12 protein-coding genes are annotated in these 12,674 nt (G+C 36.2%); 6 read left to right on the top strand and 6 right to left on the bottom strand.

The window, feature by feature from the left end; translation table 11 throughout:
* Positions 1–87 precede the first annotated feature (87 nt).
* Together PHV30_06405 and PHV30_06400 are read left to right on the top strand one after the other, a co-directional pair.
* Positions 88–672, top strand: a complete 585-nt coding sequence (locus tag PHV30_06405; GenBank protein MDD5456649.1) for a hypothetical protein — start codon at positions 88–90, stop codon at positions 670–672.
* Between the two features lie 232 nt (positions 673–904).
* Complete coding sequence (locus PHV30_06400) at positions 905–1,984, top strand: mechanosensitive ion channel family protein (protein MDD5456648.1); 1,080 nt, start codon at positions 905–907, stop codon at positions 1,982–1,984.
* A 295-nt stretch (positions 1,985–2,279) separates the two neighbouring features.
* Here the strand turns inward: PHV30_06400 and PHV30_06395 are convergent, their stop codons facing one another.
* The gene (locus tag PHV30_06395; GenBank protein MDD5456647.1) at positions 2,280–2,789 is read right to left on the bottom strand and encodes a hypothetical protein; all 510 of its coding nucleotides are present in this window, start codon (positions 2,787–2,789) and stop codon (positions 2,280–2,282) included.
* A 159-nt stretch (positions 2,790–2,948) separates the two neighbouring features.
* On the opposite strand from PHV30_06395, the gene PHV30_06390 reads away from it, so the two are divergent.
* On the top strand, positions 2,949–3,344 hold the full coding sequence (locus PHV30_06390; protein ID MDD5456646.1) for a hypothetical protein: 396 nt from the start codon (positions 2,949–2,951) through the stop codon (positions 3,342–3,344).
* Here the strand turns inward: PHV30_06390 and PHV30_06385 are convergent, their stop codons facing one another.
* Positions 3,345–3,479, bottom strand: a complete 135-nt coding sequence (locus PHV30_06385) for a hypothetical protein (GenBank protein MDD5456645.1) — start codon at positions 3,477–3,479, stop codon at positions 3,345–3,347. It abuts the gene before it with no gap.
* Positions 3,480–3,564: 85 nt separating this feature from the next.
* Here PHV30_06385 and PHV30_06380 point away from each other — a divergent pair, with 85 nt between their 5' ends.
* Positions 3,565–4,596 (top strand): NAD(P)/FAD-dependent oxidoreductase, encoded by a 1,032-nt coding sequence (locus tag PHV30_06380; GenBank protein ID MDD5456644.1) that lies wholly within the window; start codon positions 3,565–3,567, stop codon positions 4,594–4,596.
* 27 nt (positions 4,597–4,623) lie between these two features.
* Positions 4,624–5,448 (top strand): M48 family metallopeptidase, encoded by an 825-nt coding sequence (locus PHV30_06375; GenBank protein ID MDD5456643.1) that lies wholly within the window; start codon positions 4,624–4,626, stop codon positions 5,446–5,448.
* 8 nt (positions 5,449–5,456) lie between these two features.
* On the opposite strand, the gene PHV30_06370 is transcribed toward PHV30_06375, so the two are convergent.
* The 4 genes from PHV30_06370 to coaE all read right to left on the bottom strand — a co-directional run bounded on the left by PHV30_06370 (position 5,457) and on the right by coaE (position 11,676).
* Positions 5,457–6,275 (bottom strand): response regulator, encoded by an 819-nt coding sequence (locus PHV30_06370; GenBank protein MDD5456642.1) that lies wholly within the window; start codon positions 6,273–6,275, stop codon positions 5,457–5,459.
* A 120-nt stretch (positions 6,276–6,395) separates the two neighbouring features.
* Complete coding sequence (locus PHV30_06365) at positions 6,396–8,030, bottom strand: PAS domain-containing protein (GenBank protein ID MDD5456641.1); 1,635 nt, start codon at positions 8,028–8,030, stop codon at positions 6,396–6,398.
* Between the two features lie 88 nt (positions 8,031–8,118).
* Positions 8,119–9,744 carry an ankyrin repeat domain-containing protein gene (locus PHV30_06360; protein ID MDD5456640.1) on the bottom strand — a complete coding sequence of 542 codons (1,626 nt, stop codon included), beginning with the start codon at positions 9,742–9,744 and terminating at the stop codon, positions 8,119–8,121.
* Positions 9,745–9,807: 63 nt separating this feature from the next.
* Positions 9,808–11,676 (bottom strand): dephospho-CoA kinase, encoded by a 1,869-nt coding sequence (gene coaE / locus PHV30_06355; GenBank protein ID MDD5456639.1) that lies wholly within the window; start codon positions 11,674–11,676, stop codon positions 9,808–9,810.
* A 382-nt stretch (positions 11,677–12,058) separates the two neighbouring features.
* On the opposite strand from coaE, the gene PHV30_06350 reads away from it, so the two are divergent.
* Positions 12,059–12,674 (top strand): 2-isopropylmalate synthase (locus PHV30_06350; protein ID MDD5456638.1); only part of this gene is annotated, 616 nt, incomplete at its 3' end.

The following is a 12,674-nucleotide window of genomic DNA, read 5'->3' as shown; positions in this document are numbered from 1 at the left end:
AAAAAATTAGCTTTACAAATGTTTATGTGTCCATTAGTATAATAACAACCTATGGCTAGAGCCATAAATCATAAAAAGGAGGGTGTTATGAGAGGTTTAAAAAAGTTCGTTTTAGCAAGTGTGCTCATGGTAGTTCTGGCAGCTCCGTCGTTTTCTCTGCTGCAGGTTCAGGGTGTTTACACAGGATTTGCCAAAGGAACAGGCGTAGGCCTTGGTCTTGATTTTCCATTGATACCATTTTTCCCTACATCATTATTAATCAGCCAATTAGGTGATACCGATATAAATGTGTCATCCGGTTTTTCCTACGGAGGCCAGACCTGGTCTGCGGGAACATTTAAATTCAGTTCATTGCCGATAGAATTGCAGGTAAAGTTTCCTTTTGGCCTTATGGGTGTCAATTGGGGTGTTAATGTAATGGCAGACTTACTTACTGGTAAAGTTGCCGGTAATAATGTCAGCTTCCCTGGTGGAGTATACGGTGGAGTTTTCGGTGAATATAAACAGGATATACTACCTTTAATTTCAGGTTTCGCACAATTAGGTTATCTGATCAAATTGGTTGATGCTCAAAAAGCAATTGATGATCAGGTCGGCGCAGGTAAAATTGATTTAAGCGGAGTTGATAGAAGCGGTCTGTTCTACAGATTTGGAGTAAGTATAGGCTTCTAATAAAATTTAATGAATAATTGAATAAAAAAAGCACCGCATAACGCGGTGCTTTTTTTATAATCGCAACAAAATGACAGGCGATATAATCAGAAAAACAAATCGGGTATTCGTTTATAAGACATTAAGGTGATGATTAATATCAGGCGAGGTAAAAATTTCAGTTGTCCAATAAAAAAGAATTGGTTAAGATAACATAGTATTGAATTTTCAGGGAGGACTATTCGTGTATAAAATGTTACTTCTTGTTGTCGAACCCTATATCGCATTTAGCGTTACTTTTTTGGTTGCGCTATTCATTGCTTTTATTTTTGAAAAAGTATTTCTCAACAAGCTTCAGGTTATCGCCGCAAAAACAAAGTGGGAAGGCGACGACATTATTCTGGGTGTCTTAAAAGGCAAATCTTTTATACTAATAAGCGTTTGTGGTTTATATCTGGCGACATTATCTCTGCGCTTTGAAGCAAATATTCTTAATGCCATACAGAATTTGGTTATGGCTCTCATTATCCTGGTTTTTACCTGGATACTGGCCAGAATAACGGCTGCATTTTTTTATTTATACAGTTCCAAAAATAAAAGTATTGTTCCCTCAATTTCCATACTTTCCAATCTCTCACAGTTATTGGTATATGTAATTGGCGCTCTGATCATACTCCAGTCACTTGGGCTTTCCATAACTCCTATACTGACCGCTCTGGGAGTAGGTGGTTTGGCCGTGGCACTGGCTTTACAGGACACCTTGTCCAACCTGTTTTCCGGTATCTATCTGATCCTTTCACGCAAGGTTAAACCTGGTGATTATATAAAACTGGACTCCGGCGAAGAAGGCTATGTTATGGATATAACCTGGCGCAATACCGTTATCCGGGCCCTGGCCAATAATCATATAATTGTTCCGAATAACAAAGTAGCTACGGCTATTATTACTAACTATCATTTGCCGGAGAAGGAATTATCTTTGGTTATAGACTTGGGAGTCAGTTATAGTAGTGATCTGGATAAAGTTGAAAAAGTGACCATTGAAACAGCTAAAGAAATAATGAAAGAAATTCAGGGTGGTGTTCCTTCTTTTGAACCTTTTGTAAGGTATAATAAATTCGATGATTTCAGTATAAATTTTTCGGTTATTCTCAGGATCAGGGAATTTGTGGATCAGTATCTGATAAAGCATGAGTTTATCAAACGCTTACATAAAAGATTCAGGAAGTATGATATCGAAATACCATTTCCTGTCAGAACAGTTTATATCAAAGAGGATGAGAAAACTGATAAAAAAAACAGTAAAGCAGAAATAGAGTTACCGGAGCATTAACGGTGGTAACTAGTTCAGGCTAAGATTGAGGTCAAGGTAATAATTACTGAAATCTATACTGTATTCAATCTTGGCAACCTTACCTTCACATGTACAAACTATAGTTTCCATAATATCTTGAATCATTTGCTTACCCCCCTCATTTATTCAATATACTTTATTATCGGTAAGATATGCAGGAAACTTGCATCGATATTTATTGGTTTATTTTGTTTACGTCTTGATATATAAGGCGTTTACTAAATCGCTTAAAATGGACACAGCTGCTGAATGTCCGCTGTCGTCAAGGGGTATTTTACTGCTTTTTTATTAGGCCTACCTGATATCCTGCTTTTTCAAGTTGATCGGCAAATTTGCGGACATCATCGCCGGAAAACATATCATCCTGAGATATGGGTGTTAATAAAACATTCTCCTGTTGCTGGGTAATGCTGATGGCAAATGCTATAGTTCTGCGTTGCTGTTCACTTTTTTGCGTTATTTTCCGAGTATCGATAATTTGTTTATCCTGAAAAGCCAGGTCCATATATTCTGTGGAGAAATCCGGATAGTTAGAGGTTGCAATTATAGTTCTCATCATAGTAGTTTTGGTCTCGGGAATAATTTCTGTTCCTTTTTTTATTCTGAACAATCCTCTATCCATATTTTTGTAGGTAATTTTGTAACCGCTGATACCTACGAAATCTATAAATTGTGCTTCAATATCAGCTTGTTTGGCGTTAAGTACAATAAATTGCTGTTCTTCACATCCAATCAAAAATAGTAAAGTGATTAACAAAAAACCGGTTATAATAATTTTTTTCATAAATTTAATTATAATATAAAAATCAGGCTAGTAACAGCATTGTGAAAAATAATAACGCCAGACAAAAGAAGCTAGCCACATGCATTATGAACCTTTATAAATTTATATAAATCATTATAATGAAATAATGTTATAAGAAAACAGGAACAGGAGAATTTTGTGCTAAATAGGATTTATTCTTTTTTTGAAAAGGAAATGCTTTACTGGCGTTATTTTTTATTGGTTCCTATCAATTTAAAGTTGAAACATATCAGCACAAGGACCGCGAAATTTGTAGTTAAACGCAGCTTTGTTTTCATTCTTCTTTTTGCATTTGTAACTTTTACCTTGTTTCAAATACCAGCCTTAAAGACTCAACATGGCCCTATTTTGCTCACTATGGTTATCCTGAGCGGCTTATTCCTTAGCATAATTATCTGGAAACTGCGCTATACACTTAAAAAAACATTTGTTTTTTTTATGATAATTCTGGGAATTCTTTTCATCCATGTGCTGATAGTGATTGTTTATTATACTTTCAGGTATATGTTAAAGGAAATTACTGTTTTCCAATAATTACTTTACCTGCTGTATAATTACCTTGTTCAGGTTTCCCAGCACTTTGTGTGCGGCAATTCCGTTATAGATCACCAGGCAAGATACGACCAGGAAGAAAATTCCGATCGCTATTTCCATAAATTTTCTGGACATATAATCACCTCCTGTTATTTTTATTATAACATATCGAGATTTGTATATAATTTTTTCAATGGACCTTTTATAATGAAAGAAAATTATGGAAAAATTTGATGTAATTATTATCGGGACCGGACCGGCCGGGCTAAATTGTGCCTATCATTTAATAAATAGCGGTCTCAAGGTTCTGGTTCTGGAAAAAAATAAAACAATCGGACCCAAGGTCTGTGCAGGTGGTTTTACACAAAAAACTCTGGATTATCTGCGATTTCCTTCTGAACAACTGGATTTTTCATATGATACAATATATTTCAATACACCTCATATTCATACAAAAATAAAATTTCAACGAAACTTCGCCTATACAATTGACCGTAAAAATCTCGGGCAATGGATGCTCAGCCGTCTGGAGCAAAACAACAACATAACTTTACGAACAGAAACATTGGTTACAGCTATAAATAAAGAATACGTTACAACAAACAGGAATTATTGTATTAAGTACAAGTGGCTTGTTGGCTCTGATGGTTCGAACTCGTCGGTTCGAAAATTTCTGGGACTGAAAAATTCCATAACAGGAATGGCCATGCAGTATCTTGTTTGTTCTGAAAAATACCGTAATTTTGAAATTTATTATGATTCAAAATTGTTTAAAGCCTGGTATGCCTGGATTTTTCCTCATAAAGATTATGTTTCCATAGGATGCGGTAGTGATCCTAAGGTTTTATCTACTATAGAGTGTAAAAGAAATTTTCATATCTGGCTGAAAAATAATAAAATTAATACAACTGGAGCCAGGTTTGAAGTGTTCCCTATAAATTATGATTACAAAGGACATGTATTCGGTAATATCTTTTTAACGGGCGACGCTGCCGGGCTGGCTTCAGGCTTCACAGGAGAGGGTATATATCAGGCGCTTATATCAGGGCAGGAAGCTGCTCGTCAAATCATCTCCGGTGTTGCTGATATCAGCTTGGAAATGGCTGGGACAATTAAATACAACAGAAGACATCGCCAAATCTTGAATATTCTGATAAAAACAGGCCATTGGAGAGGACTTTTACTGGATATTATTGCATTGTCCTTAAAAATAAAATCAATTGCACGTAGAGTGCTGGATATAGTAGCATAATCTAAATTGAAAAGGGAGGGTGATATAATGACAATCGTCACTTGTTTAAAAAAATTTGCGCTGGTTTCAATTTTTATCAGTATTTTTGCCTTGCTGGGATGTAATGATGTAATGTACACCAGCAGGTCCAGGGCTTTGTTGATCCCCGAGGATAAAATGATGCAAATGGGTGAAGAGTCTTATAAAGAGATCAAGGCAACGTCAGATATCATAACCAGTGGTAGTGATTGGCAGGAAATTATGCTGGTGGGTAACCGTCTCGTCAAGGCTGCGGATGAAAGCCTGCAGGATATGAATATGCAGGACCGCAGCAAATATTTTGACTGGGAGTTTTGTTTGATAAAAAATGATGCAGTTATAAATGCTTTTTGTCTTCCGGGCGGGAAAATCGCTGTTTATTCCGGTATTATGCATGTAGCTAAGGGAGAAGCTCAGCTAGCGGTTGTGATGGCGCATGAGATCGCTCATGCTCTTGCTCAGCATGGTAATGAAAGAATGTCTCAGGAACTGCTCGTCAGTATGGGAAGTGATCTGCTGAATAAAGCCATAGAAAAAAATTCACCTGAAATAAAAAATGCTTATAATACGGTTTATGGTTTGGGTTCATCGGTAATAGTACTTTTACCATACAGCAGATTGCAGGAAACTGAAGCTGACAGGATAGGGCTGATATTAATGGCCAGAGCCGGATATAATCCGGAAGCTGCAATCTATTTCTGGGATGCAATGAATAAGGCTGGAACCGCAAAAATTCCTGAATTTTTGTCTACTCATCCTTCAGACACAACCAGGATGGAAGATATCAAAAAATTTATACCGGAAGCTATGAAGTATTATAAAGCGGTTAGCTGAACAACAGCTTAGAGGTCTGTAAAAAGTTCATAAAGAGCTTCATACAACTGACGGTCTGTAAAATTCGATTTGGAAATATAATAGTCCACACCCAGTTCTTTGGTTTTTTCAATTGATCTGGCGTCATCTTTAGCGGAAAACATGATAATTTTGATGTCAGGATCAAACATATTTATTTTGATAATCAGGGAGAGCCCATCCATATCAGGCAGAACCATGCTCAATACTGCCAGATTGATGCTGGGTACTTTGTTCAAAATATCCAGGGCTTGTTGTCCGCGATGAGCTATCCCAACAACTTTGCAACCCAGCGATTCCAGTTTTGTTCGGATAAAGTTGGCAGAAAGGTTGGAATCTTCTATTATCAGAGCGTGGATTTTGGTAAAATCTTTCTTTGTTTCGTGGATAGAAGTGTTGGAATCCTTAATTGAAGATTCACAGAGAGTTTTTATTACGTTGAAAAATTGATCAACACGAAAAGGTTTGGCAATAAAATGTGATGCGCCAAGGGATATGGCTTGTTGAATATTGGCCGGAGAACTTAAGGCGCTAAGCATTATAATTTTAAAATTGGGATTAATTGTTTTGATAGCCGGAATTATCTTCAGTCCGCTGATATCAGGCATCAGGATATCAAGCAGTATAAAATCAATTTCATTAATATATTTCACAAGTTGTGAAAAGGCTTCAGTAGAATTGGAAGCATTGCCGATATATTTTCCTTCAAAACTTTCAATCATTTCTTTTAAGGTTTTGGTAATTGACATGGAATCATCTATAATGAAAAAAGAAAACTTATTTTTGTCAGATTTTAAAGGCAGCTTCATAATAGTCTGTTTCTTACACTCCTGATGGTTCTGTGTTAATTTTATCTTTAATTAATTATAAATAAAAGAACGTTTCCATTCTTTTTATTTTATTGAATAATCCATCTAAATGATGAAAATCTATACAACCACCGGAAAATAGATATCAAATACCGTTCCTTGTCCGATTCTGCTTCTGCAGCAGATAAAACCTTTATTTGCCAGTATTAATAAACCGGTTTCTGTTAAATTAAGGCCCATTGCTCTCTGCTGACCTCTTTCTTTTGTTGAGAAGTAGGGATCAAATATCTTTTTGATATTTTTTGTTTCTATACCGGAGCCATTGTCCGTGATTGTTATTTTTATATAATTGCCAGATTTGATATCATCGGCCAGCAGCATTTTATTAGCTTCAAGGTTAGTCCTTAACAGCACATCAATCTGATTTATATTCAGTGAAACTTGAGATATATTAATCAATAGAGATTTTATTTTTTTGTCTGTTGTGTTTTTTCCCAGAGCGTCCAGTGAGTTTTCTATAATTGTTTTAAATATTTTTTTGATCTGACCGGAATCAGCGTTAACGGAAGGATTTGTCTCGACTGATTTTATATTGATGTGTACATCCGGATATTTTGTATTCGACGCAATGGAGTCCAACACATCGTTCATCACTGCTGTAAGGTTTACTTCATTTATTTTGGTCATATATTTGGGAATACTTATTCTGAGCAGCTGCCTTACGATTTCCGACATTTTATCGGTAACAATTAAAGCTTCTGCAAGAAAATTATTTTCAGGCAAATTTAACATGGCCAACTCTAAATTTCCCATCAACACAGCCAGCAGATTATTGAAATCATGTGACAGACCTCCGGTCATCAGCTTCAATCGCTCATGCGTTTCAATAAGTCGTTTTTGACGACTGATTATTTTTTGATTTGTAATATCGGTAAACGACATCAACAACCAGCCGTTTTCCTGTAATGCAGAGCAAGTGACTGATTTTATTTCACCTTTGGCAGTTCTGATTTCGCTTTCAAAATTAAATATTTTTTTGTTTTGGTTTAGTATATTGTGAAACTCATCGTGTATCATCCTGTCTACCCAGAAAACGCAAGGGAAATCAGCTATTTCCATATCCTGTTCCAAATCAAATATTTCCCTGTATACTCTGTTACTATGAAAATTACCTGTATTTTTGTCAAACAAAAGAATTCCTGAAGACAGATTATTAAATACAAAATTAAGTTTTATCTCATTAGCTATAATTTTTTGTCTGGCCAGCATTCTTTCAGTAATTTCAAAAAAAATCCCGTCAACAATGAAATCTTTATTCTGAGTTTGGGTAATTACTCCTCTTTCTTGTATCCAGTGGGTTTCTCCGTTTTTTGAGCGAATACGGTATTCCCTGATATATGGTTCTCCGTTTTTTAGAGCGTTAATGAGCGTCTGTTTGAATGTCAGTCGATCTTCAGCAATAACCAGATCTGTCCATTTTATTTTTTTTGAGTTGAAGTCCTCCATATTATAGCCGCTAAGTTCAACTATTTTTTTGTCTCTTATAATTATGCTTCCGTCCCTGAACCCGTGAAAATGATAGCCGGGAGTATTGGTTATCAGATCATCAATTTCTTTACCCAGAATTGAAATTTGAGAATTCTGTTCAGTTATGGTTTGTGATTGAGAATTAATAATATTCTGCAAATGTTCAATTTGTTTTTGCTGATCCTTAATTAATGAATCCGTGGTCGTTGAGATTATTTTATTAAACATGTTAAGCTCTGATAATTATATTTATACTAAATACTATGTTATATATCGGACTGAAACCGATATAGTTTCAGATTTTTTTCTTGTCAGTTCAGGAGTTCAATAGGTTGATTATATTCTGATTGTTTCTGCGTTTAGCCCAGTCCATGGCTGTAAACCCATAAGTGTCGCGCAGGTTTTTATCAATTCCGGCTTCCAAAAGAATCCTGGCAGCGTTTTCATTGTTCTGATATGCTGCGAATACCAAAGCGGATTGTCCGTTATTGTTTGTTTTGTTCAAATCTGCCCCAAGTTTGATCAGTTCTCGCATGGCGGTTGTTTTGTCATATAAAGCGGTAATCATCAGAGCGGTTTGTCCATTCTTGTTTTTTGCGTTAATGTCCACATTATATTGAGATAATGTCCTTATAGCCTGCGCATTATCGTTAAGAGCCGCGATCATAAGAGCTGTATTGCCGTCCAAATCAAGAATATTTATGTTCGCTCCGTCCTGGATTAATAGAGTTATAATTTGTATATCATTATTGGCGGCAGCTAGCATAAGAGGAGTCTGTCCGTTTTTATCATGGCCATTGATATCTCCGTTATTGGTTTTAATTATATCAAGAATTTTTTTATTTTTTGTTTCTCCCAGAGCAGCCAATAATATTTCTTTATTTTTAGCTTGATTTTTTGTATCTTTGCCAACCGGCTTTTCAACTTTCGATTCTGAGGGTTTTGCAATCTGTAATTTATTATTTTTTTTCTGTAAGGAAGCCTCAGATATTATAGGTTTTTTGTCGGATAATGTGTCTTTCAGCCAGTCTGTAGTGTTTTTATTATTTTTTTTGTCGGAAACTTCTATAGCTTTTTTCAGGTCTGTAGGACCGATTTTTTCTTTGGTCTTTTCGAATATTTTGTGTGCCGCGTCATCCTGATCATTCATGATCGCTTCAAGAAAAGCGGTCAGACCGTTTAAGTTGCGCAGAGTAGAATCAGCTTTATGGTCAAGAAGATAGATTATTATCAATAAATACCCTTTTTTTGCTGCGAGAATTAGAGCAGTTTCATTATTCTGATCCACAGCATTTAAATCTGCTCCATTATCTGCTAACAGTTTAACCAGATTCAGATGTCCGTTTTCGGCTGCCAGCATTAAAGCTGTTTTCCCCTGATCGTCTTGAGCATCTTTGTCAATCTGCTGAGTATTTATCAGCTGTTCGACCGTCTGCATATCGCCTTTTGCAGCAGCCTGAAAAAAAACAGAATTGTCAGCCGATCCCCCTTGTTTTTTGCTTTGTTTAAGGTCTGCTATTTTCAGTTGGACTATATCCGGGTGGTCTTTAAACATATCCAGTATGGGCAGGATTTCTTCTTTGCTTAGTTTTGGCCCCGTTTTATTGACAAGCAGCAAGATGATATCAACATTATTTTTGTGAATGGCAGAGGTGAGGGGATTAGTCGGACTTATTTCATCAAGATCAAAAGTTATACCTTTTTTAATTAAAAATCTGATAACATTTATCCGGTTATTTTGAATTGCCGAGACCAATAAAATTTTTCCGTTTGCGGCCAGGTCTTCTTGACTCTCTTCATTTTGCAGCAGATTAAGTGCTTTTTGCGAATTACCCTGTTTTAAAGCCTTTTCGATTTTGGATGAAGTCGGGATATTATTACAACCGTTTAAGCCCAGAACAATTATTAAACTTATGAAGAATCCTTTGATCCTGTTTGTCATAGATAGATTTTACAATACTAATTAAAAATAACCAAATATATTCCTGGATCATAACTTTTTTAATTAAATTGTCTGTTTTATATATATTGGATTTTCAGCATATACCTGGGTTAAAAGATATTTGATATTTGCTTTGGCCAAATCTTCATATTTTTCTTTGAATAATTCTGATCTGAAAATGGATTTTTCAGGTAGTAACAGACTGTTTAAAAACATTGATCTACCTTTAATATATGCTTCCAGGGGATAGATCTTCCCATATTCTTTATATACCCCGCCTTCACAGGTCAGAAGTCTTTTTTTCGGTGCTGCAAATATACCCATGTCCATGTCCAGAAAGATTTTCTCGTCGTTTGTTAAGTCCTTTAAATCTTCAAGATGTTTGGCGGACAATTGTATCAATCTTACAATCAAGTCCACATTTATGTCTTCATTCATTACATGTTTGGTAATGAGCTTCTTGGCCAGTTCTGCACTTTGTTCCTCATTATCTTTAAGCGCGGCATCATATATGATGTCATGGAAAATAATTGCCAGATATACTTCCAGGGGATGTTCCAGTTTATCCTTTATCTGGTGGAACCAACAAAGCATTTCCATTACATGCATTATTGTATGATATCCTCGTTCAGGTATCTGGTGTAAACGCGCGATTTCATCTAGAAAAAGCTTGTCATTTTTTAATTTTAATTCTGGAATTATATATATCATATTGTCTCTGCGTGTATAGTTACGTCTGATATATTCATTTTTTAATTGATAATAAAAATATTCAATTGTGTCCATGTTTAAATCTTCATTTCCGGATAGCTGCAGAAGCAAGCGGTCATAGTTGTTTGTCTGCAAATCCGCGATTGATTGTCTGACTGCATCCTGAGGCAGCTGTGATTCTATGCGTTTGTCAGCCTGTTCTGGTTCCAGCCCCCTGATCTCAATCATTCTTTGTTTCTGGACATCTTTGTCTACAGCTACAATAATCATATTTTCATCCACGAGTTCGGTTAATTTGCGGTCAACCAGAATTGCACTTTCTAAAAATATTATACCTGTTTTAATTTTTTGAATTCTTTTTCCCATAAGAAATAATATAGGTTCCAGCATCAGGTCAGTAAGCTGGTCTAATTTATTTTTGTCTGCGAAAACTATGTCGCCCAATAGTTTCCTGTTAATTGTTCCATCTGCTTCCAGCACGTTATGTCCGAACATTTCTGCGATTGCGGACCTGACTTTCTTATACAGGGGCAATACATTTTCTTTTTCAGTAAGAATAACATGCCCCAACGCATCCATATTTATATAATGAATTGGAGTGTCTTTGTCCATAGAATATGTGCTGAGAGTTTTGCAGAGTGTAGATTTCCCTGATGATATACCTCCTGTAACCCCGATCATCAGTTTCCCTGTTGTTTTCATTTTCAAAAGTTCTCGCACATAGGCTGGCGCATATCTGTCTAACGGTACACCGATATTGGTCAGCAGTTTTAGGTTACTGGAGCTTACATGGCTTAATCCCATATCCATTTGAGGTATCAGCAGGGTGAGAGGTGAACCGTAAAGTGTGTTGTTAAGCAGTGCAAGCTCTGTTTCATAAGAGTAATCCTTTGAATCCCTGATCCCCTTTATAAAATATGGTATATTATTTTCAAACATATAACTTGCCACTATTCCTTGAACTATCGTTACACGGACACGATCAAGATATTTTTGGGGTATACTGTTTTCAATAATGAATTTTCTTTCTTCAGGCAAAAAGAGGCCGGCTTTGTCGGGATTTTTGGCGATGATTATTTCAATCTTGGCGTCAGGGTCTTTATCCAGGAGAGAAGTGATTACAGAAAGGTGGCCTTTGGTCCAGGGATCAAATGAACCTGGATATCCGAATTTTGCGTTCCATTCTATAATACTGCAATTACTGATAATTTTATAAAACATAAGTACTCCTTTTACTAATAACCGAATATTTATCGTGAAATTTCTTAATAAATTTCAACAAAAATAAACAAGCTGCAATTTTTGCTGGATTATATCGATAATTGTTATAAGGATGATGACAGAGGGATTCTTTTAACTCCTGCCGGGTCCTTGACAACTGTTTTGATTGAATATAGTATTAAATTACTCGTTAAGGAGTGTTTAGTGGTAAACGTCAGAAGATACGTAATAGTTTTATTAAACCTGCTTTTACTCGCCTGAAAAGGCGAAACAATCCAGTATTTCAACATTTATTATTAGTAAAATTTCTCCCCAAAAGGGAGGATATTATAAAAAGCCAATATAACCCCTTTCAAAAGGGGGTGAGGCGAGGAGGCGAATCATGAATAAGGTTACGATTAATAAGTATAGTTCATATCCGGCAATGCAACTGGCAAGCAGAACATGGCCCGATAAACAACTTAATAATGCACCGATATGGTGTAGTGTAGACCTGAGGGATGGCAATCAGGCCTTGATAACTCCTATGAGCCTGCAGGAAAAACTGGATTTCTTTAAGTTATTGGTAAAAATCGGTTTTAAGGAAATTGAGGCCGGTTTTCCTTCGGCTGCTCAAGTGGAATTTGATTTTATTCGCACATTGATTGAAAATCAGCATATACCTGAGGACGTAAGAATACAGGTACTGGTGCAGTCCAGGGAACATCTGATTGCCAGAACAATAGAGGCGCTTTCCGGTGCTCACAAACCGATAGTCCATCTTTATAATCCAACATCGGAAAACCAGCGTCGTATTGTATTTCGCAAGGATAAAAAAGAAATAATTGCCATTGCTCTGGAGGGTGTGCGCTGGATAAAAAAATACGCAGGCAAGTCCGGTCTGGAAGTGCAACTCGAATATTCTCCGGAAAGTTTTACGGGTACTGAGCCTGAATTCGCTTTGCAAATTTGTGAAGCTGTGATAAATGAATGGCAGCCTTCAGCTACAAACAAAATTA

It is taken from the genome of Candidatus Margulisiibacteriota bacterium (assembly GCA_028715625.1).
Lineage (GTDB): Bacteria > Margulisbacteria > Riflemargulisbacteria > GWF2-35-9 > GWF2-35-9 > JAQURL01.
Note: the sequence above shows the minus strand (reverse complement) of the source record. Positions and strands in the feature narration are given on the sequence as shown.

Excerpts from the sequence above, each read along its gene's own strand:
- PHV30_06405 (MDD5456649.1), top strand. The coding sequence starts at position 88 with ATGAGAGGTTTAAAAAAGTTCGTTTTAGCAAGTGTGCTCATGGTAGTT.
- PHV30_06400 (MDD5456648.1), top strand. The coding sequence starts at position 905 with ATGTTACTTCTTGTTGTCGAACCCTATATCGCATTTAGCGTTACTTTT.
- PHV30_06395 (MDD5456647.1), bottom strand. The coding sequence starts at position 2,789 with ATGAAAAAAATTATTATAACCGGTTTTTTGTTAATCACTTTACTATTT.
- PHV30_06385 (MDD5456645.1), bottom strand. The coding sequence starts at position 3,479 with ATGTCCAGAAAATTTATGGAAATAGCGATCGGAATTTTCTTCCTGGTC.
- PHV30_06380 (MDD5456644.1), top strand. The coding sequence starts at position 3,565 with ATGGAAAAATTTGATGTAATTATTATCGGGACCGGACCGGCCGGGCTA.
- PHV30_06375 (MDD5456643.1), top strand. The coding sequence starts at position 4,624 with ATGACAATCGTCACTTGTTTAAAAAAATTTGCGCTGGTTTCAATTTTT.
- PHV30_06370 (MDD5456642.1), bottom strand. The coding sequence starts at position 6,275 with ATGAAGCTGCCTTTAAAATCTGACAAAAATAAGTTTTCTTTTTTCATT.
- PHV30_06365 (MDD5456641.1), bottom strand. The coding sequence starts at position 8,030 with ATGTTTAATAAAATAATCTCAACGACCACGGATTCATTAATTAAGGAT.
- PHV30_06360 (MDD5456640.1), bottom strand. The coding sequence starts at position 9,744 with ATGACAAACAGGATCAAAGGATTCTTCATAAGTTTAATAATTGTTCTG.
- coaE (MDD5456639.1), bottom strand. The coding sequence starts at position 11,676 with ATGTTTTATAAAATTATCAGTAATTGCAGTATTATAGAATGGAACGCA.